The following is a 17,575-nucleotide window of genomic DNA, read 5'->3' as shown; positions in this document are numbered from 1 at the left end:
GTCAGGCGCCCGCCTTTTCCGCGGCCTTCAGGGCACGCTTCAGGTCGTCGATCAGGTCGGCCGGGTCTTCGAGCCCGATCGACAGGCGAATCGTGCCTTGCGAGATGCCCGCACCCGCCAGCGCCTCGTCGGTCATGCGGAAGTGCGTGGTGCTCGCAGGGTGGATCACCAGGCTGCGGCAGTCGCCCACGTTGGCCAGGTGGCTGAAGAGCTTCAGCGCCTCGATGAAAGCCTTGCCCTGCGCGCGGCTGCCCTTGATGTCGAAGCTGAACACCGCGCCCGCGCCGCGCGCGCCATGGCGCAGCAGCTTCTGCGCGAGCACGTGGCTCGGGTGCGATTCGATCAGCGGATGTCCCACGCGCGACACGAACGGGTGGGTGGACAGGAACTCGACCACCTTCTGCGTGTTGTCGATGTGCCGCTCCATGCGCAGCGGCAGCGTCTCGATGCCCTGCAGGATCAGCCAGGCCGTGTGCGGGCTCATCGAGGCGCCGAAGTCGCGCAGACCCTCGCGGCGGGCGCGAAGCAGGAAGGCGCCGACGGTGCTTTCCTCGCTGAACACCATGTTGTGGAAGCCGTCGTAGGCCTGGGTCAGCTCGGCGAATTTGCCGGACTTTTCCCAGTCGAAGCTGCCGCCGTCGACCACCACGCCACCAATGACGGTGCCGTGGCCCGACAGGAACTTGGTGGCCGAGTGATAGACCAGGTCGGCGCCCCAGTCGAAGGGCTTGATCAGGTAGGGCGAGGTGAGGGTCGAGTCGACCAGCAGCGGTACGCCGGCCTCGTGGGCGATGTCGCTCACGGCCGGAATGTCGAGCACGTCGAGCCCGGGGTTGCCCACGGTCTCGCCGAAGAACAGCTTGGTCTCGGGGCGTACCGCGGCGCGCCAGCCGTCGAGGTCGCCGGGCTTCACGAAGGTGGTGTCGATGCCGAAGCGCCGCATCGTGTAGTGCAGCAGGTTCTGCGAGCCGCCGTACAGGGCTGTGCTGGCCACGATATGCGAGCCAGCGCCCATCAGCGTGGCCACCGACAGGTGCAGCGCCGCCTGCCCGCTGGCGGTGGCGATGGCGCCGATGCCGCCTTCGAGCGCAGACACGCGCTGCTCCAGCACCGCATTGGTCGGGTTGCTGATGCGCGAGTACACGTGGCCCGCGCGCTCCAGGTTGAACAGGGCCGCCGCGTGGTCGCTCGACTCGAAGACGAAGGAAGTGGTCAGGTGGATCGGCACCGCCCGTGCGCCAGTGGCGGGGTCGGGCGCGGCGCCGGCGTGCAGCGCGAGGGTGTCGAAACCGGGGTCGGAATAACCGGGCATGAGGGCCTTTCTGGGTCTGAGCAGTTGTCTCCTGGCAATGCCCCGTTACGTATGCAATTCATGCGTCCGCGACATGGGCGCTCAGGTCGGCGTCGATTGTGGGCTATATTCAAAAACGGCACGCCCGCCTAGATAGCCGAGATTGAGTCCGAGAGGAGCACACGATGAAAGTCAGCGACATCCTTCGCGTCAAGGGCAATACGCTCTTCACCATCACGCCAGACGACCTGCTGGCAGAAGCCGCCAACACCATGGCGGAAAAGGACATCGGTTCGCTGGTGGTCATGGAGCACGGCGACCTGGTCGGCATGCTCACCTTCCGGGAAGTCATCGTGGCCATCGTCGGCAACGGCGGCCAGGTCGGCACCACGCTGGTCCGCAAGGCCATGGACGACGCCCCCGTCACCTGCACGCTGGAAACCGACCTCGACGAAATCCGCCGCATCATGCTGGAGCGCCACGCGCGCTACATGCCTGTGATGGACAAGCGCATGCTGATGGGCGTGATCAGCTTCTACGACGTGGCCAAGGCCGTGGTGGACAGCCAGAACTTCGAGAACAAGATGCTCAAGGCCTACATCCGCGACTGGCCGGCGGAAGACGAAAAGGCCGGTTGATCCCGGCCAGCCCGTTCAGGGCAGCCGCGCGATCTGCGCGCGCAGCAGCGCGTAGAAGCCTTCGGTGTCGGCCTCGCTGATCCACAGCGTATTGGGCGTGCGGCGGTTGTAGCCGCGAAAGTCGACCACCGTCGCGCCGGTCGTGAACTCGCCCTTGGTTTCCACATCGACGCTCACCTTCGCGCCCTTGAAGAGTTCGGGCTTCAGCAGATACGCGATCACGCACGGGTCGTAGATCGGCCCGACCGCCACGCCCCGGCGGCGCTGGCCGTACGCCATCATCGAATCGAAGATATCCGCTACCACCTTGCCGGCGTTGTTGCCCATGGTGCGGAAGGGCCCGATGCGCTCGGGCGTCAGCAGCACGCGGCGCGCCGCGTCGTGCGACATGGCCGTGACGGGCACGCCGCTGCGGAACACGATCGATGCCGCCTCGGGGTCTGCGTACACATTGAAGGTGGCGGCGGGCGTGATGTTGCCGCCCACGCCCCAGGAGCCGTCCATCACCACGATCTCGGCAATGGCGGGCTTGATGTCGGGCGCCGAGTTGAGCGCCGCCGCGAAGTTGGTCAGCGGCCCCAGGCCCACGAGCGTGATGCTTTTCGGCGCTGCGGCGCGCAGCGTGTCGATGAGGTACTGCACCGCGTGCGTGGGCATCAGCGGTCCGCGCGGCTCGTGCAGCGTCGGGCCTTCCATGCCGGTCTTGCCGTGCACGTCATCGGCAAAGATGGGTTCGCGCACCAGCGGGCGCGGGTAGCCGGCGTAGACCGGAATCTCGGGCCGGCCTGCCCAGTCGCGCACGATGCGCGCGTTCTTCTCTGTCACCGTCAGCGGCAGGTTGCCCACGCTCACCGTCAGCGCCTTGATGTCGAGCCGGTCGGTCGCGGCCATGGCCATCAGCAGCGCGATGGCATCGTCCTGGCCGGGGTCGGTGTCGATGATGACCTGGCGCTTGCCTGCCACGGGCGGCAACCGCGTGGCGGGCGTGCCGGCAAGCGCCTGTGCCAGTTCGGCGGGGCTGGGGCTCTGCGCGAAGGCCATGCCTGCAAGGCCGGCGGCGGACACGCCCAGCAGGGCGCGGCGGGACAGCATGGGCGTCGTCTTCACGCGCTCACTCCTTGATGTTGGCCGTCTGCACGATCTTCTGGTTGCGCGCGTACTCCGTCTGCACGAACTTCGCGAAGCTCTCCGGCGTGCCGCTGCCCGGCAGCGCGCCTTGCTCCATCAGCTTGCTGCGCACGCCTTCTTCCTGCAGCACCGCGTTGAGCTCGTGGTTGATCTGCGCGACCACGGCCGGCGGCGTTTTCGCAGGCGCGAAGATGCCGGTCCAGCTCACCATGTCGAAGCCCTTGAGGCCGGGCATCTCGTCGAAGGTAGGCACGTTGGGCAGCGCGGCCAGCCGCTTGCTGCTGGTGATGCCGAGCGCCTTCAGCCGCTTTCCGTTCACGTGCGGAATGGCGCTGGTGCTCACCAGCATCGCCAGGTCGACCTGGTCGCCGATCACGTCGGTGGCAATCTGCGCGCCGCCGCGGTAGGGCACGTGCGTGACGAAGATGCCGCTGCGTTCCTTCAGCAGTTCCATGGCCAGTTGCAGCACCGTGCCCACGCCCGAGGTCGCGTAGTTGTATTTGCCGGGCTTGGCCTTCGCGAGCTTCACGAAGTCGGAGAAGGTCTGGGCCTCGAGGCCGGGGCGCGCCACCAGCACCATCGGCGCGGTGTTGAGCAGGCCGACCGGCGCCAGGTCTTTCAGCGGATCGAAGCGGAAGGCCGTGGGGTTGACCAGCTTGCCGATGGCGATGGCGCTGTCGGGCCCCACCACCAGCGTGTAGCCGTCGGGCGTGGCGTTTACGGCCTTGGCAACGCCGATGGCGCCGCCCGCACCGCTCACGTTCTCGATGACGACCGACTGCTTGAGCCGCTCTCCGAGGCGCTGCGCGACCAGGCGCGCATTCACGTCCACGCTGCCGCCGGCCGTGTAGGGAACGATCAGCGTGATGGGCTTGGCAGCGGGCCATGCCTGCGCGAATGCCGCGGTGGGAAGCGCGGCGCAGAGTGCGGCGGCAAGGAGCAGGCGGCGGGGTGTGTTCATGGCGTGGGTCATTCGAGGGTGGTGGGGGCGGGTTCGGTATCGAGGCGGGCGCGCAGCGAGTCGAATTCATCGCTCCACTGCGTGCGCCATGCGCAGCGCTGCGTGTCGTCGATCCACGCGCCGTCCAGGCCGTTGTGCATGAAGCCGCGCAGGTCGTCCAGGCCGAAGCCGAAGTCGCGCACCATCATCAGCCAGGCCTGCGTAGGCGTGACCTTGTGCAGCGTCGGGTCGTCGGTGTTGGGGTGGATGCGCAGGCCCAGGCCGGGCATGCGGCGGATCGGGTGGTCGATGGCCCATCGCTCGGGCGGCAGCGTGCGCAGGTAGTACGAGTTGGTCGGCACCACCGTGAAGATCACGCCGCGATCAGCACATTCGCGCGCGAAGTCGGGCTGGTCGACCACCGTGTAGCCGTGGTCGATGCGGTCGACCTGCAGCACGTCGAGCGCAGTGCGCACGTTGGTCCAGGGCATGCCGAACTCGCCCGCGTGCGCGGTGGTCTTCAGGCCCGCCTTCTTCGCATCGGCGTAGGCCTGCGTGAACAGTTCGGGCGGACGGTCGACCTCGCGGTAGTCGATGCCGATGCCGATCACCTCCTCGCAGCGATGCGCCTTGACCCACTCGACCATCTCCACGGCCGCCTCAGGCCTGGCTTCGCGGTCGATGGCGGCGATGAGGCGGCCGACGATGCCGAATTCTTGTTGCGCGTCCTGGATCGCGCGGACGATGGCGCCTTGCGCGAGTGGGTAGGCAATGCCCGACTCGTGCACCGTGCCGGTCGGGTTCCAGAAGAACTCGGCGTAGCGCACGTTGTGCGAGGCCGCGTCCTGCAGGTATTCGAGCGTGAGCTGATAAAGGTCGCCGGCGCTGCGCACCAGCTGGGCGTCGAGCGCGCGCAGCACCCGCAGCACGCCGACCGGCTTTTCGCCGCGCGTGTAGAAGCCCTCGATCTCGTCGGCTGCCAGCGGCGAGCCGGCGCGCAGGTTGAGCTGCTTGAAGGTTTCGTGGCGCACCGTGCCGAACAGGTGGCAATGCAGCTCGGCCTTGGGCATGGCGCGGAGCATCGATTCCAGCGTGAGGGGCGCGTGGGGAGCAGGCGTGGGGCTGGTCATGCTGACCAGTCTAGTAACGGCGCTCTCATAAAGAAAATTTTGAATTTCTATAATTTGATTCACTGAATTAATAACCGGGAGTGCTCATGGCCGCTTTGCCCCTGCGTGCGCTCACGTTGCGCCAGCTGCAGTTCTTCTCGGTGCTGGTGGAAGAAGGCCAGTTCGGCCGCGCCGCGCGCCGGCTGGCCATCACGCAGCCGGCCTTGAGCAACGCCATCAAGCAGATGGAGAAGCTGCTCGGCGCCGAACTGCTCACGCGCTCCACCCACCGGCTGGAGCTCACGCCAGTGGGCGCCGAGGTGCTGGCGCGCACCGACTTCCTGGTCAATACCTTCGAGGTGGCGCTGCGCGACATCGAAAGCACGGTGCAGCGCGGCCGCGCCTTCGTGCGCATCGGCGTGATTCCCTCGGCCAGTGCGCGCGTGGCGGCTGCTGCCAGCGAGTTTTTGCAGAGTGGGCAGCGCGAGGTGGAGCTGGCCTGGCGCGATGCCCCCTCGAACACGCTGCTGGCCGAACTGCGCAGCGGGCAGATCGACATGGCGGTGGCCGCCATCACCGAGCCGCCGGGCGGGTTGACCTGCATCGACCTGTTCCGTGACCCGCTGGTGCTGGTGGTGCGGCGCGACCACGCACTGGCAGCGGCCGGCGATGCCCAGTGGGAGGCCATCGGCAAGGAGCGACTGGTGCTGTTCGAACGCGGCAGCATGCCTGCGCTGGGCAACCCGGCGCGCGCGCAGTTCGCGCAGGGCCCGGAACCGTACCGTGTGAGCTATTCCGAGACGCTCTATGCGCTGGTGCGCAGCGGGCAGGCGCTGGGCCTGATGCCGCGCCTGTACACCTCGTCGCTGCGCGACCCCGAACTGGTGGTGGTGCCGCTGCTGAAGCCGCGCGTCGAGCGCCGAGTAGTGCTGGCCTACCTGCCGGGGCCGATGCGCAACGTGGTGGCGCAAGAGCTGATCGCGTTCCTGCGCGAGCGCCTGCCGCAGGCCGGCGAGGCGACGGTGCGGCGCGTGAGCGGCAAGGGCGTGCGCGCGCGGCGCCAGTCCTAGCCGTTCAGTTCAGCCGCGGCGTGGATCGTCTCGCGCACGCGCGGATAAATCTGCGCATTCCACTTGCTGCCGCTGAACACCCCGTAGTGCCCCACGCCGGCTTGCAGGTGGTGCGTCTTGAGGTACGGCCGGATGCCCGTGCAGAGGTCTTGCGCCGCCACCGTCTGGCCCACGGCGCAGATGTCGTCGCGCTCGCCTTCCACCGTCAGCAGCGCGGTGCGGCGGATGGCGGCGGGGTTCACGGTGCGGTCGCCCACGGTGAGCACGCCTCGTGGCAGGTCATACGTCTGGAAGACTCGTTCGACGGTCTCCAGGTAAAACTCGGCCGGCAGGTCGTTCACGGCCAGGTACTCGTCGTAGAAGGTGCCGATGGTGCGGGCCTTCTCGATGTCGCCCTCGACCAGATGGCTGTACATGTCCTCGAACTGCTTCTTGTGCCGCTCGGGGTTCATGCTCATGAAGGCCGAGAGCTGCAGGAAGCCCGGGTACACGCGCCGCATCATGCCGGCGTGCGGCCACGGCACGTGGCTGATGAGGTTGCGCCTGAACCACTCGATGGGCTTGCTGGTGGCCAGCGTGTTCACGCCGGTCGGGTTGATGCGGCAATCGACCGGGCCGGCCATCAGCGTGAGGCTGCGCGGCGTGGCGGGGTTGTCGTCTTCGGCCATCAGCGCGGTGGCCGCCAGCGCGGCCACGCAGGGCTGGCAGACCGCGACCATGTGCACGCCCGGCCCCACGGCCTCCAGGAAGCTGATGAGCTGCAGCGTGTAGTCGTCCAGGCCGAAGCCGCCGTGCCACAGCGGCACGTCGCGCGCGTTGTGCCAGTCGGTCAGGTACACGTCGTGGTCGCGCAGCAGGGTGCGCACGGTTTCGCGCAGCAGCGTGGCGAAATGGCCCGACAGTGGTGCGGCCAGCAGCACCGGCGGGTGCACCGCATCGGTGTCCTTGCGGAAATGCAGCAGGGTGCCGAAGGGCGAAACGAGGGTCGTCTCCTCGTGCACGGCCACTTCCGCGCCGTCGACCATGACGCTGTGTATGCCGTAGTCGGGCCGCGTGTGGGTCAGCCGCATGCGCGAGAACACCTCGAACTGGGCGGCCATGCGCCGCAATATGGTGCGCTCCGTGCCGTCTTTCCACAGTGCCTTGCTCATGTACTGCGCCGCGAGCCGCGCCGGAGAGAGCAGGTCGGCTTGGTTCTGGTAGGCCCGGTACAGCATGAATACCTCGCAGGCAAGTTGCGGGCCAACCGCATGGCATGGCGCTTGCACGCAACAGCGCAACGCCCAAGGAGCTTCACGATGGCCAAACCCGTTCTCACCATCAGCAGCAAGAACTACGGCGCGTGGGCGCTGCGCGGCTGGCTGATGTGCAGGCTGGCCGGGCTGGACTTCAGCGAGAAGGTCATTCCGCCCGACGATCCGGCCATGAAGGCCGAGATGCTGCTGCTGTCTTCGTCGATGCTGGTGCCTTCGCTGCAGCACGGCAGCGTGAAGGTGTGGGACACGCTGGCCATCGGCGAATACCTCAACGAGATCAAGCCCAAGGCCGGCCTGCTGCCGGACGACGTGGCGGCCCGCGCCCATTGCCGCGCCATCTGCGGCGAGATGCACTCGGGCTTCGGCTCGATGCGCGGCGCGCTGCCGATGAACATCAAGGCCCACTTCAAGAACTTCAAGGTGTGGTCGCGCGCGCAGGCCGACATCGACCGCATCGTCGCCATCTGGCGCGAATGCCTCAAGGCGTACGGCGGCCCCTTCCTGTTCGGCAAGCAGCCGGGCATGGCCGACGCGATGTACGCGCCGGTGGTCACGCGCTTCCTGAGCTACGACGTGGTGCTAGACAACGTGTGCGCGGCTTACTGCAAGCGCGTGATGGAACTGCCGGCCATGAAGGAATGGGTGACGGCCGCGAAGCAGGAGCCGGAAGAGATCGACGAGCTCGACGCAGAGTTCTGAGCAGCGCGCTTCATGAACTCGCCGGGGGCGGCTCGAAGCCGGCCTGCGCCAGCTTGCGCTCGATGTTCTGCGCGGCCTGTTGCAGGTCGGCCAGGTGGGCCGAGACGATCTCGCGCTCGCTCTTCACCGCCGGCAGCCAGGCGCAGCTGAGGCAGCCCACCACCAGCTCGCCTTGGCGCAGTGGCACCGAGATCGCGCCGAAGCGGTCGGGCGAATCCATGCTGGTCGAGGTCGGGTCGCGCGCCACGTAGCCGAGGTCGCGGGCGTGCGCCACCATGCGCCGGATGTTCTCGGGCCGCCGCGCGGTGCGGTCGAAGTCGTTGGGCGAACGCGCCAGCGCCGCGAGGATTTCGCGTCGCTCGTCTTCCGGGCAGAACGAGAGATAGCAGCGCCCCAGTGAAGACAGCAGCATCGGCGGACGAAAGCCCAGCGCACGGTAGTTGACGGCCAGGCCGTTGCGCGGCCGGTCGGTGTCGAGGATGAGCATGGCCGTGCCGTCACGCACGCCCAGGTCGATGGGCCACGGCACCACCCGCTGCAGCGTGGCGCGCGCGGGCGCCGCCAGCGCTGACAGGCGCGTGCGCCATGCCATTGCAGGCCCCGACTGCCCGGTGGCCGACGTGGGCACGTAGCGCCTGTCGTGCTCGCTGCGCTCGGCCCAGCCCGCCTGCTGCAGCGTCTTGAGGATGCGCAGCAGCGTGGCCTTCGACAGGCCGGTCTGGCGGTGCAGCTCCTGCAGCGTGACTGCCGACGAGCGCTGGATGGCCAGCATCACGTCGAGCCCGCGGCGCAGCGCGTCGATGGCTTTCACGCTCTGCGCGCCTGTGGTGTCCGACATGCCGGCCTCCGGAAAAAAGTTCACTCAGTGAAACTATATCTTCTGGCTTCGAGGCCCCGTTCCTACAGTGCGGACGACACCAACGTCGTCCCACCGAGAAGGAAAAGAGCATGATGTTTCACCCGCGAAACGCGGTCCGTGCCGCTGCAGCAGCCGTTCTTTCGCTATGCGTCGCCACCGCGGCCATGGCGCAGGCCTGGCCCTCCAAGCCGATCACCATCGTCGTGGCCTACCCGGCCGGCGGCGACACCGACGCCATCGCGCGCACCTATGCCGAGAAGCTGTCGCAGCGCATCGGCCAGCCGGTGCTGGTCGACAACCGGCCCGGCGCGAGCGGGATGATCGGCAACGTCTGGGTCGCCAAGGCGCCGGCCGACGGCTACACGCTGCTCTTCACGCCCAGCACCTTTCCCATTGCGCAGCACGTGCTGAAGACCGGCCCCGGCGTGGCGCACGACGTGGTGAAAGACTTCACGCCCATCGTGAAGACCGGAAACATCCCGCTGCTGCTGGTGACCGCGCCGTCGACCGGCATCCAGAGCGTGGCGCAGCTCGTGGCCGGCGCGAAGGCCGGCAAGACCACGACCTACGGAACGCCCGGTGCCGGTTCGCCGATGCACATTGCGGGCGAACTGCTCAACAAGGACGCGGGCATCGCGGCCACGCACGCGCCGTACCGCGGCGTGGCGCCGGTGGTCAACGATGCATTGGGCGGCCATGTCAGCGTGGGCTGGATCACGCCCGGCGCCGTGGCGGGCCACATCGCCGCGGGCAAGCTGATTCCGCTCGCCGTCGCGGAACGCCAGCGAACGAAGCTGATGCCCAACGTGCCCACCTTCATCGAGCTGGGCTTCAAGGACGTGGACGTGAGTGCCTGGATGGGGTTGCTCGGCCCGAAGGCGATGCCGGCCGACGTTGTGCAGGCGCTCAACAAGCACTTCAACGAGATCCTGAAGATGCCCGACGTGCAGGCAAAGATGGCCGCGCTCGGCATCGAGCCCGTGGGCGGCGCGCCCTCCGTGCTGGCGCAGCAGATTGCAGACGACGACCAGCGCTTCGGCAAGCTGGTGCGCGAGTTCGGCATCCGCGCCGATTGAAGAAGAGCAAGGAGACGATGCATGTTGAGTGAAGAAAAGAACCACCTGCTGACCGAAGTTGGCCCCGGCAAGCCGATGGGCGACTACCTGCGCCGCTACTGGCACCCGATTGCCGGTGCGAGCGAGTTCGACGACAAGGCCGTAAAGCCGCTGCGCATCCTCGGCGAGGACCTGGTGCTCTACAAGGATCTGAGCGGCAACTACGGCCTGGTCGACCGCCGCTGTCCGCACCGCAACGCCGACATGTCGTACGGCTACGTCGAGCAGTGCGGCCTGCGCTGCAGCTACCACGGCTGGCAGTACGACCAGAGCGGCCAATGCGTGCACCAGCCCTTCGAGGAAACGCTGGACCCCGGCGCGCGCATGCGCAAGAACACGAAGATCAAGGCCTACCCGGTGCAGGAGAAGGCCGGCCTGCTGTGGGCCTACATGGGCCCGCAGCCCGCGCCTCTGCTGCCCGACTGGGAGTTGTTCAACTGCAGGAACGGTTTTGCGCAGGCGGTGTTCGCGGAGATTCCGTGCAACTGGTTCCAGTGCCAGGAAAACTCCATCGACCCGGTGCACTTCGAGTGGACCCACAACAACTGGACCACGCGCCTGCAGGGCGAAGAAGGGCCGTACGTGCCCACGCACCTGAAGCTGGCCTTCGAGGAATTCGAGCACGGCTTCGTCTACAAGCGCCTGCGCGGCGGCGAGCGTGAAGACAACGTGATGTGGACCACCGGGCGCGTCACGCTGTGGCCGAACGGCTTCTTCCTCGGCCATCACTTCGAATGGCGAGTGCCCATCGACGACCACCACACGCTCAGCGTGCTGTGGGTGCTGAGCCGCGTGCCGAGCGAGCAGGAGCCTTATGCGCAGGAGCGCATTCCTTCGTGGTACGGGCCCATCAAGGACCCGATCACCGGGCGGTGGATTAGCAGTCATGTGGCCAACCAGGACTTCGTGGTGTGGGTCGGGCAGGGCGCCATCACCGACCGCACGCGCGAGAAGCTGGGCCAGAGCGACAAGGGCATCGTGATGATGCGCCGCCGCTTCTTCGAGGAACTCGAGGCAATGCAGGCCGACCCGGCGCACGAGCCCAAGGGGCTGATCCGCGATCCCGAGAAGAACCGCGATGTGTTCCTGCCGTCAGCGTGCCGCGACGAGATGCTGAACGGCTTGCCGCGTGCCGAATTGGCCGCGCATCCGCTGCTGGGGCCGTATCTGAAGGATTTCTTCGGCCAGGCCGGGCAGCCTGAGGACGTGCGCGCGGCCTATGAGAAGGCCATTGGCCAGAAGGTCGAGGGCGCGACCTTCTTCAAGGTGCACGGCGCCGGGGGTGAAGAAAAGGCCTAGTGGCGGAACATCCGCAGGTCGAGCGCGCTTTCTTCGCCGAGCCACATGGCATGGGCTGTGTGGTCGGCAAAGTCGTCGCCCGTCACGCCGTGCACGAACACGTCGAGGCCGTTGCGGTTGGCGTCGAGCCAGCCGATGACTTGGTCGAACTCGGCGGCGTCGAAGGCGAGCTGGCAGCTCCAGTGCGGATGCGGCCCCACCAGCCGCTCGTGCACGCGGCCGACCACCACCATCAGCTCGTGGCCCGCGCGCTCGCAGAGGGCGCGGGCCTGCGCCACCGTGTCGGGCGCGAAATAGACGTGGGCGTGGTACTGGGCGTAAAGGTTTTCGGGGCGGCGTGGCATGGTGCGCTCATTGTGGCCCTAACCGCGGGCCCAGGTGAAAACGCCCGCTGTAGCGGAACACGTCGCCGAACCAGCGGTGGCGCAGCAGCATCTTCATGGTGAAGTGGTCGGCATCGGCGGGGTCGGGCCGCTCCTCGACATAGGCGGTGCCGAGAAAGAGGCCGAGCGGCAGCGGAATGCGCAGCCCCGCGATGCGCCAGATGTAGCCCATGTCGCGGAACACCACCGCGCCGTCTTCTGCGCTCACCGCCAGGCGCATGCCGATGCCGAAGCGCACGTATTCGATCACCTCGCTGCCTTGCTTCGCATCGTGTTCCATGTGCGAGCGGAAATGGAAAGGCGGCTTTCCCGGAAAGTGAAAGATACGGTCCCAGTAGAGATTGGCGTCGTCGGGGCGGCAGCGGTAGTGCACCTCGATCGGCACATTCGTGCCCTGGTGCGGAACGAGCGCGCCGAACAGCCGGCCGAAGGGCATCAGCAGCGCGGCCCAGGGGGCGTGCCAGACCTCGTTCATCGTTCCGCGCACGCACACGTAGTCGCCGGAGAACGGCGTCATCGTGTAGTGGCGGCGGATGACGTCGCCGAGCCGGTCCCACGCGGGGCCGAGCGCCTGCTGGAAGACGGGTTGCATCGTCATCCTGCTGCCGCCGTTGCCGTGGCTTCGCTGCGCGCCTTGTAGAAGCGCAGGATGTTCTCCGAGGCGTCATTGAGCAGCATCTGCATGACCCGGTCCGCATACCAGTTGAAGCGCGTGCTCAGGCGCCACGACACTTCTACGCGCAGCTCGGTGCCGCCCTCACGCGGGGTCAGCGTGTAGGTGGCGTCGCGCAGGTCGAAATACTGGCCGCCGATCATCACGTGGTCGTCGAGCGCACCGGGGGGGAAGGAGTCGGGCGAGAAGCGAAAGCGCCACTTCAGCAGGCGGTTGGGCTGCCACTCGGTGACGATTTCTTCGAAGTGCACGTTCTTCTGCCACTGCACCTGGCGCACGCGGCCCTCGGGCGTGTCGACGGTCACCCCAGACACCGGCATCGGCACGCCGATGCGGTAGGCCCATGCGTCGCCGACTTCGGCGGGGCGGATGTCGCGCGCGGCATTGAGCTCGTGCCACACGCGCTCGGTCGGCGCGGCGATGAAGAGCGTGCGCGAGGTGTTCGAGAACTGGTCCGGGTTGGGCAGTTGCGGCTCGATGCCGCCGAGCAGCAGCGGCATCAGGGCGAAGCTGTACAGCGCGGGCTTGGGCCAGTTGGTGATGCGGCACACGATGCCCATTGCGAGCCCGCCGACGCTGCCCATCACCGCGAACAGCGGAATGATGACGATGGCGCAGATGATGCCTTCGATGAACACCGCCAGCGTGCCGGTGACGAACAGCGCCGTCGCCACCCAGGGCGCCCAGAGGTAGTAGCCCCAGCTGCGCCGCTCGATGCGCTCGGCCAGGTAGACCGTGACCGCGCCGCACACGGCGGGCACGAAGTACACGAACGACCCGAGCATCGGGGAGAAGCGCTGGCCAGGCCCGCCGCTGAAGACGACACGCAGCACCAGCGCGACGAGCGCGCCCGCCAGGATCGGCCAGAACCATGCGAAGGGCATGCGGCGCCGGGGCTCGGCCTGCTCGGCGGGGGCGAGCTCGGAGAGCCTGCTTTCTTCGTTGTCGTTGCTCATGTGGAAACCTCTTCTCCTCGTTGTGCTTGTGTTGTTCGTTCTGTCAGTCGGCGCGGCGCTTCGCCGTCACCATGCAGTAGTCGAAGTCGCGCCAGAACATGCCCAGCGCGAGCGCGCAGTAGCTGGCCACGATGTGCTTGCGCCGCCACGGGCTGAGCTTGCCGCGCGCCTTCCAGAGCTCGGCCAGCGTGAAGCGGGTGGCCAGCACCGGGATGTGCAGCGCGCTGGGCGCCACGCGCCAGCGCAGCGACTTCACCTCGATGTCGTCGAAGCCGTGCTCGCGCAGCGCGGCGACGAAGTCTTCGCGCACGGCCAGCGTGGGCACGGCCCAGCTGTCGGCCCACAGGCGGTGCAGCCAGCTTGCCAGGCGGCCGGGCTGGGGCCGCAGCAGAAAGCCGTCGACAACAGCCAGCCGCGCGCCGGGCTTCAGCAGCCGTGCGGCTTCGCGGATGAAGTCCGCCTTGGCGGTGCCGTCGGCATAGCAGGCGCTCTCGACGGCCCACGCGCCATCGGCTTGCGCGGCGGGCAGGCCGGTGCGCGTGTAGTCGGCTTCGAGGTGCGCCATGCGGTCGGCCACGCCAGCAGCGGCGTCGAGCTTCGCGGCGATGCGGTTCTGCACGGCGACGTTGGTCACGGTGATGGCGTAGAGCGACGGATCGTCGCCGACCAGCGTGCGCGCGGTGGCGCCGGCGCCGCAACCCATGTCGATCACGCAGCGGCGGTGCGCGGTGCCGGGCTGTGCGTCGCCGAGCTGCAGCGCACGGCCGACCGCGCGGTTCATCTCCACCAGCATGCCTTCGCGCCGCAGCGGGTTCAGGCCCGCGCGCCAGAAGCCGAAGTGCATGTTGTAGCTGGGGCTCCAGGCGCTGTAGTCGGTCGCTACTTCGGTGAAGTAATCCTGCGTGTCCTCGGTCGTGATGGGCGCGCTGGCGTGGCTTGCCGGGGTGCGCAGGGGCGTTTCGTGCGGCACGCGGAAGTCGGGCTGGAAGACGGTGGGCATGGCGATTCCCTCGGTGGTTGCTTGTTCGTTGGTTCTCAGAGGCGGCAGTTGCCGTCGTCGCAGGAAGGCGCGACACGCCCGGCCAGCCTTGCGGCCAGCCAGCGCGGAATGCGGTAGCGGTTGCGGGCCAGCAATGCATAGGCGCGGTCGGCCAGCGGCGCGACGATCGGCAGGTCGAGCAGGAAGCTGCCGCTCGACAAGCCGACAGCTGTGCGGCAGATGCGGATCGCGGGCACGCCGACGAACACCCGGCCTTCGGCGTCCAATACGTGGATGGCCGCCATCAGCGCGTCGCGCGGAGCCGGGCCGCTGCTGAACGCTACTGGCGAGCAGTCGACCAGTTGCAGTCGGCCAGCCGCATCGCGCGCCTTGAGGCTGCCCATTTCGGCCGAGCAGATCGCGCAGCTTGCGTCGAAGTAGATCGTGAGCGGGTAGGCAGGAAGGGCGGTGTGGCTCATGTTGTTTTTGGTTCTCGATATTTCTGTCAAAACAGAAACTGAAGGGCAAAAAAAGGGGGGCTCAGATCATCGGCAGGCTGGCATGGTGCGCGTCCGGGTCTTCGTCCTTGCCGTCCTTGCCGGATGCAGCGGTATCGCCGCGCACGAACCTCTGCACGCTCGCGCCCAGCGTCATCACCTTGTCGAGCGTGCCGGGCGACAGCCGCAGCATTTCGTCGGCCCAGGTGGCGAGCTTGTCCATGAGTTCCATGGTGGAGCGGATGCGGTCCTGTGCATCGGCCGGTTCTTTCTGGAAGTCGGGGCTGGAGACCAGTTCGCGCAGCACGCGCACGGTGGGGTCGAATTCGCGTTCCTTGCGTTCGCGCACGACGGTGCGGAACAGCTCCCACACGTCGACGCTGGTCTCGAAATAATCGCGGCGGTCGCCCAGCGTGTGGGTTACGCGCACGAGATTCCAGGCCTGCAGCTCCTTCAGGCTGTTGCTGATGTTGGAGCGGGCGACGCCGAGCGTGTCGCACAGCTCCTCGGCGTTCATCGGTTTGCCGTGCGCGAAGAGCAGGGCGTGGATCTGCGAGACGGTGCGGTTGACGCCCCACATGGAGCCCATTTCGCCCCAGTGCAGGACGAACTTGCGTTGAATGTCGGTGAGTTCCATGGCGTCGAGTTTAGGATTTATGAAATTTCTGTCAATAGAGAAATTTAAAAACTGGCAACAACGGTGAATCAGTGGAATACTGTATGAATAAACAGTAAATCCAGCCTCGAAGGAGTTGCCATGCCAGCTGCCCGGATCCCCATTCACGCCATCAAGGGCCGCGGCGCGGCCACGCATATCGCGCATCGCTTCTCGAAGGACGAGCGCAACGCCTTCGACGACGGCTGGGGCACGCTCGAAGAAGGCGTGGCCGAGGCCGATGAGCTCCAGCCCATTGCCACCGAGGTGCGCTTCGAAGACGTGAAGTCGGTGCTCAACGGGAACGACTCGCCCGACATCTACTTCGACCGATCGCTCAATCCGTACCGCGGTTGCGAACATGGCTGCATCTACTGCTTCGCCCGGCCCACGCACAGCTACCTGAATCTCTCGCCCGGACTCGACTTCGAGACCAAGCTGATCGCCAAGCGCAACATCGTCGAGGTGCTGCGCACCGAGCTCGGGCGCAAGAGTTACAAGCCCAGCTACATCGCCATCGGCACCGCCACCGACTGCTACCAGCCCATCGAGCGCGATCTGCGGCTCACGCGTTCGATCATCGAGTTGCTGCAGGAAACGCGGCATCCGTTCGCGCTGGTCACCAAGTCGAGCGCCATCGAGCGCGACCTCGACCTGATCGCGCCCATGGCGGCCGACCACCTGGTGGCCGTATACGTGACCGTGACCACGCTCGACGGCGAACTCGCCCGCAAGCTGGAGCCGCGCGCCGCCGCGCCGCATCGCCGGCTGCGCACCATCCGCACGCTGACCGACGCCGGCGTGCCGGTCGGCGTGAGCGTGGCGCCGCAGATTCCCTTCGTCACCGAAGACATGGAGCAGGTGCTCGAAGCCGCTTGGGAGGCCGGCGCGCGCAGCGCCTTCTACACGGTGGTGCGGCTGCCGTGGGAGGTGGCGCCGCTCTTCAAGGAATGGCTGATGCTGCACTACCCGCAGCGTGCCGACCGCATCATGGCGCGCATCCACGAGATGCGCGGAGGCAAAGACTACGACGCCGACTTCGCCACGCGCATGAAGGGCTCGGGCCTGTGGGCCGACCTGATCCACCAGCGCTTCGAGAAGGCCACGAACCGCCTCGGCTACAACCGCGAGCGCATTCCGCTGGATGTCACCGCGTTCCGGCCGCCTGGGGCTGCGGGGCAGGGCAACTTGTTCTAGCCGTACTCAGGCGCGCACTCGGGCCATCGATGGCGCGTGCCGCCCGAGCGGCGGTCGGCTTTTTCCGGGACCACGCCCAGCGCGCTCAGTTCCCTGCCGCGCAATTCGAGCCGGTGCAGGCACTCGAGAAAGATGTCGAGGTGCTCCGCGTCGATGCCGTCGAGAAGATCCATGTTGAGGCGAGCGACCCGCGGAAACAGCGCGTCGCAGAGCTCGCGGCCGGTGGAGCTCAGGCGCACGTGCACTTCGCGGCCGTCCTGCGCATCCTGGCGCCGCTCCACCAGTTTCTTCTCGCTGAGGCTGCGCAGGCCGCGCGAAGTGCGCACACGGTCCAGCTGCAGGCGCTCGGCAAATGCGGAGGAGGTGATCTCGCCGATCTGCGCGAGCATGCCGATCATTCCCCACTCGCGATGCGTGATGCCGAAGCCGCCTTCGACCAGGCGGGTTGCCATGCCGCTGCAGGCACGCACCGCGCGCGACAGCCGGTACAGGAGCAGGTCGTCCAGGGAGCGCGGATCGCGCAAGGCATCTGCATTGGGAAAAGCTTGCATGCGAGTCGGAAATGAAGAACTGTGGCCAAGCCGCTTTGGCGGCAAGTGATTGATTAGATTAACTATTGACTGCCTGTTTATAACAAAGCAACAAAGGATAAATAGTGCCGGAGTAAGTATTGATATGCAGGTTTTATTTTTTGAACACTCGTCAAGGTCAATTGGTCAGCTTCTGCTCAGTGTCGATGTAATCGTGCCTGTGCCGAATGGCACCGTGTGATTGCAATTCAGTTATCGATCGATAGCAATTGAGAAATTGAAAAATCCGAACGCCGCGAGC

The 17,575-nt window shown here is 66.9% G+C and carries 19 protein-coding genes; 6 read left to right on the top strand and 13 right to left on the bottom strand.

The annotated features are described in order from the left end of the window. Position 1 precedes the first annotated feature (1 nt). The gene (locus tag ACN9MV_RS22035; protein WP_093051563.1) at positions 2 to 1,312 is read right to left on the bottom strand and encodes an O-acetylhomoserine aminocarboxypropyltransferase; all 1,311 of its coding nucleotides are present in this window, start codon (positions 1,310 to 1,312) and stop codon (positions 2 to 4) included. 164 nt (positions 1,313 to 1,476) lie between these two features. Here ACN9MV_RS22035 and ACN9MV_RS22030 point away from each other — a divergent pair, with 164 nt between their 5' ends. Then, positions 1,477 to 1,929 carry a CBS domain-containing protein gene (locus ACN9MV_RS22030; RefSeq protein WP_093051560.1) on the top strand — a complete coding sequence of 151 codons (453 nt, stop codon included), beginning with the start codon at positions 1,477 to 1,479 and terminating at the stop codon, positions 1,927 to 1,929. A gap of 15 nt (positions 1,930 to 1,944) precedes the next feature. On the opposite strand, the gene ACN9MV_RS22025 is transcribed toward ACN9MV_RS22030, so the two are convergent. From ACN9MV_RS22025 to ACN9MV_RS22015, 3 genes are read right to left on the bottom strand one after another with little or no spacing between them, the layout of a single operon-like run. Next, entirely contained in the window at positions 1,945 to 3,021 is a 1,077-nt protein-coding gene (locus ACN9MV_RS22025; protein ID WP_176928726.1) for a nucleoside hydrolase, read from the bottom strand. Positions 3,022 to 3,040: 19 nt separating this feature from the next. Beyond that, entirely contained in the window at positions 3,041 to 4,018 is a 978-nt protein-coding gene (locus tag ACN9MV_RS22020; RefSeq protein WP_426389428.1) for a Bug family tripartite tricarboxylate transporter substrate binding protein, read from the bottom strand. Positions 4,019 to 4,026: 8 nt separating this feature from the next. After that, positions 4,027 to 5,127, bottom strand: a complete 1,101-nt coding sequence (locus tag ACN9MV_RS22015) for an adenosine deaminase family protein (protein WP_426389426.1) — start codon at positions 5,125 to 5,127, stop codon at positions 4,027 to 4,029. Between the two features lie 86 nt (positions 5,128 to 5,213). On the opposite strand from ACN9MV_RS22015, the gene ACN9MV_RS22010 reads away from it, so the two are divergent. Then, positions 5,214 to 6,176: a LysR family transcriptional regulator gene (locus tag ACN9MV_RS22010; protein WP_093176949.1), complete on the top strand. Its 963-nt coding sequence runs from the start codon at positions 5,214 to 5,216 to the stop codon at positions 6,174 to 6,176. Here the strand turns inward: ACN9MV_RS22010 and ACN9MV_RS22005 are convergent. Beyond that, positions 6,173 to 7,393 carry a polyhydroxyalkanoate depolymerase gene (locus tag ACN9MV_RS22005; RefSeq protein WP_354337771.1) on the bottom strand — a complete coding sequence of 407 codons (1,221 nt, stop codon included), beginning with the start codon at positions 7,391 to 7,393 and terminating at the stop codon, positions 6,173 to 6,175. The two genes, ACN9MV_RS22010 and ACN9MV_RS22005, sit on opposite strands and share 4 nt — an antisense overlap. An 81-nt stretch (positions 7,394 to 7,474) precedes the next feature. On the opposite strand from ACN9MV_RS22005, the gene ACN9MV_RS22000 reads away from it, so the two are divergent. After that, on the top strand, positions 7,475 to 8,131 hold the full coding sequence (locus ACN9MV_RS22000) for a glutathione S-transferase (protein ID WP_426389425.1): 657 nt from the start codon (positions 7,475 to 7,477) through the stop codon (positions 8,129 to 8,131). A gap of 10 nt (positions 8,132 to 8,141) precedes the next feature. Here the strand turns inward: ACN9MV_RS22000 and ACN9MV_RS21995 are convergent, their stop codons facing one another. Beyond that, positions 8,142 to 8,969, bottom strand: coding sequence for an IclR family transcriptional regulator domain-containing protein (locus ACN9MV_RS21995; RefSeq protein WP_307614971.1), 828 nt, complete (start codon positions 8,967 to 8,969; stop codon positions 8,142 to 8,144). A 110-nt stretch (positions 8,970 to 9,079) separates the two neighbouring features. On the opposite strand from ACN9MV_RS21995, the gene ACN9MV_RS21990 reads away from it, so the two are divergent. Together ACN9MV_RS21990 and ACN9MV_RS21985 are read left to right on the top strand one after the other, a co-directional pair. Next, positions 9,080 to 10,066 carry a Bug family tripartite tricarboxylate transporter substrate binding protein gene (locus tag ACN9MV_RS21990; protein WP_426389423.1) on the top strand — a complete coding sequence of 329 codons (987 nt, stop codon included), beginning with the start codon at positions 9,080 to 9,082 and terminating at the stop codon, positions 10,064 to 10,066. 21 nt (positions 10,067 to 10,087) lie between these two features. Further along, positions 10,088 to 11,404: a Rieske 2Fe-2S domain-containing protein gene (locus tag ACN9MV_RS21985; RefSeq protein WP_426389421.1), complete on the top strand. Its 1,317-nt coding sequence runs from the start codon at positions 10,088 to 10,090 to the stop codon at positions 11,402 to 11,404. On the opposite strand, the gene ACN9MV_RS21980 is transcribed toward ACN9MV_RS21985, so the two are convergent. The 6 genes from ACN9MV_RS21980 to ACN9MV_RS21955 all read right to left on the bottom strand — a co-directional run bounded on the left by ACN9MV_RS21980 (position 11,401) and on the right by ACN9MV_RS21955 (position 15,529). After that, positions 11,401 to 11,748, bottom strand: coding sequence for a DOPA 4,5-dioxygenase family protein (locus ACN9MV_RS21980; RefSeq protein WP_093051535.1), 348 nt, complete (start codon positions 11,746 to 11,748; stop codon positions 11,401 to 11,403). The genes ACN9MV_RS21985 and ACN9MV_RS21980 overlap by 4 nt on opposite strands. 7 nt (positions 11,749 to 11,755) lie before the next feature. Beyond that, the gene (locus tag ACN9MV_RS21975) at positions 11,756 to 12,385 is read right to left on the bottom strand and encodes a DUF4166 domain-containing protein (RefSeq protein ID WP_426389419.1); all 630 of its coding nucleotides are present in this window, start codon (positions 12,383 to 12,385) and stop codon (positions 11,756 to 11,758) included. Beyond that, positions 12,382 to 13,416 carry an SRPBCC domain-containing protein gene (locus ACN9MV_RS21970; protein ID WP_426389418.1) on the bottom strand — a complete coding sequence of 345 codons (1,035 nt, stop codon included), beginning with the start codon at positions 13,414 to 13,416 and terminating at the stop codon, positions 12,382 to 12,384. Before ACN9MV_RS21970 ends, ACN9MV_RS21975 begins: the two co-directional genes overlap by 4 nt. Positions 13,417 to 13,459: 43 nt before the next feature. After that, entirely contained in the window at positions 13,460 to 14,416 is a 957-nt protein-coding gene (locus ACN9MV_RS21965) for an SAM-dependent methyltransferase (protein WP_426389417.1), read from the bottom strand. Positions 14,417 to 14,451: 35 nt separating this feature from the next. Then, positions 14,452 to 14,874, bottom strand: a complete 423-nt coding sequence (locus ACN9MV_RS21960; protein ID WP_426389416.1) for a thiol-disulfide oxidoreductase DCC family protein — start codon at positions 14,872 to 14,874, stop codon at positions 14,452 to 14,454. 61 nt (positions 14,875 to 14,935) lie between these two features. Further along, a complete protein-coding gene (locus ACN9MV_RS21955; protein WP_426389415.1) occupies positions 14,936 to 15,529 on the bottom strand; it encodes a GbsR/MarR family transcriptional regulator in 594 nt (197 codons plus the stop codon). A 120-nt stretch (positions 15,530 to 15,649) separates the two neighbouring features. Between ACN9MV_RS21955 and ACN9MV_RS21950 the strand changes: the two genes are divergently transcribed. Then, complete coding sequence (locus ACN9MV_RS21950) at positions 15,650 to 16,744, top strand: PA0069 family radical SAM protein (RefSeq protein WP_093051516.1); 1,095 nt, start codon at positions 15,650 to 15,652, stop codon at positions 16,742 to 16,744. Here the strand turns inward: ACN9MV_RS21950 and ACN9MV_RS21945 are convergent. Further along, entirely contained in the window at positions 16,741 to 17,295 is a 555-nt protein-coding gene (locus ACN9MV_RS21945; RefSeq protein WP_093051513.1) for a MarR family winged helix-turn-helix transcriptional regulator, read from the bottom strand. The genes ACN9MV_RS21950 and ACN9MV_RS21945 overlap by 4 nt on opposite strands. Between the last annotated feature and the right edge of the window lie 280 nt (positions 17,296 to 17,575).

Source organism: Variovorax sp. R-27, assembly GCF_049913215.1.
Lineage (GTDB): Bacteria > Pseudomonadota > Gammaproteobacteria > Burkholderiales > Burkholderiaceae_C > Variovorax.
Note: the sequence above shows the minus strand (reverse complement) of the source record. Positions and strands in the feature narration are given on the sequence as shown.

What these genes read in the sequence shown, in the direction of transcription:
- ACN9MV_RS22035 (WP_093051563.1), bottom strand. Translation starts at nt 1,312, where the DNA reads ATGCCCGGTTATTCCGACCCCGGTTTCGACACCCTCGCGCTGCACGCC.
- ACN9MV_RS22030 (WP_093051560.1), top strand. Translation starts at nt 1,477, where the DNA reads ATGAAAGTCAGCGACATCCTTCGCGTCAAGGGCAATACGCTCTTCACC.
- ACN9MV_RS22025 (WP_176928726.1), bottom strand. Translation starts at nt 3,021, where the DNA reads ATGCTGTCCCGCCGCGCCCTGCTGGGCGTGTCCGCCGCCGGCCTTGCA.
- ACN9MV_RS22020 (WP_426389428.1), bottom strand. Translation starts at nt 4,018, where the DNA reads ATGAACACACCCCGCCGCCTGCTCCTTGCCGCCGCACTCTGCGCCGCG.
- ACN9MV_RS22015 (WP_426389426.1), bottom strand. Translation starts at nt 5,127, where the DNA reads ATGACCAGCCCCACGCCTGCTCCCCACGCGCCCCTCACGCTGGAATCG.
- ACN9MV_RS22010 (WP_093176949.1), top strand. Translation starts at nt 5,214, where the DNA reads ATGGCCGCTTTGCCCCTGCGTGCGCTCACGTTGCGCCAGCTGCAGTTC.
- ACN9MV_RS22005 (WP_354337771.1), bottom strand. Translation starts at nt 7,393, where the DNA reads ATGCTGTACCGGGCCTACCAGAACCAAGCCGACCTGCTCTCTCCGGCG.
- ACN9MV_RS22000 (WP_426389425.1), top strand. Translation starts at nt 7,475, where the DNA reads ATGGCCAAACCCGTTCTCACCATCAGCAGCAAGAACTACGGCGCGTGG.
- ACN9MV_RS21995 (WP_307614971.1), bottom strand. Translation starts at nt 8,969, where the DNA reads ATGTCGGACACCACAGGCGCGCAGAGCGTGAAAGCCATCGACGCGCTG.
- ACN9MV_RS21990 (WP_426389423.1), top strand. Translation starts at nt 9,080, where the DNA reads ATGATGTTTCACCCGCGAAACGCGGTCCGTGCCGCTGCAGCAGCCGTT.
- ACN9MV_RS21985 (WP_426389421.1), top strand. Translation starts at nt 10,088, where the DNA reads ATGTTGAGTGAAGAAAAGAACCACCTGCTGACCGAAGTTGGCCCCGGC.
- ACN9MV_RS21980 (WP_093051535.1), bottom strand. Translation starts at nt 11,748, where the DNA reads ATGCCACGCCGCCCCGAAAACCTTTACGCCCAGTACCACGCCCACGTC.
- ACN9MV_RS21975 (WP_426389419.1), bottom strand. Translation starts at nt 12,385, where the DNA reads ATGACGATGCAACCCGTCTTCCAGCAGGCGCTCGGCCCCGCGTGGGAC.
- ACN9MV_RS21970 (WP_426389418.1), bottom strand. Translation starts at nt 13,416, where the DNA reads ATGAGCAACGACAACGAAGAAAGCAGGCTCTCCGAGCTCGCCCCCGCC.
- ACN9MV_RS21965 (WP_426389417.1), bottom strand. Translation starts at nt 14,416, where the DNA reads ATGCCCACCGTCTTCCAGCCCGACTTCCGCGTGCCGCACGAAACGCCC.
- ACN9MV_RS21960 (WP_426389416.1), bottom strand. Translation starts at nt 14,874, where the DNA reads ATGAGCCACACCGCCCTTCCTGCCTACCCGCTCACGATCTACTTCGAC.
- ACN9MV_RS21955 (WP_426389415.1), bottom strand. Translation starts at nt 15,529, where the DNA reads ATGGAACTCACCGACATTCAACGCAAGTTCGTCCTGCACTGGGGCGAA.
- ACN9MV_RS21950 (WP_093051516.1), top strand. Translation starts at nt 15,650, where the DNA reads ATGCCAGCTGCCCGGATCCCCATTCACGCCATCAAGGGCCGCGGCGCG.
- ACN9MV_RS21945 (WP_093051513.1), bottom strand. Translation starts at nt 17,295, where the DNA reads ATGCAAGCTTTTCCCAATGCAGATGCCTTGCGCGATCCGCGCTCCCTG.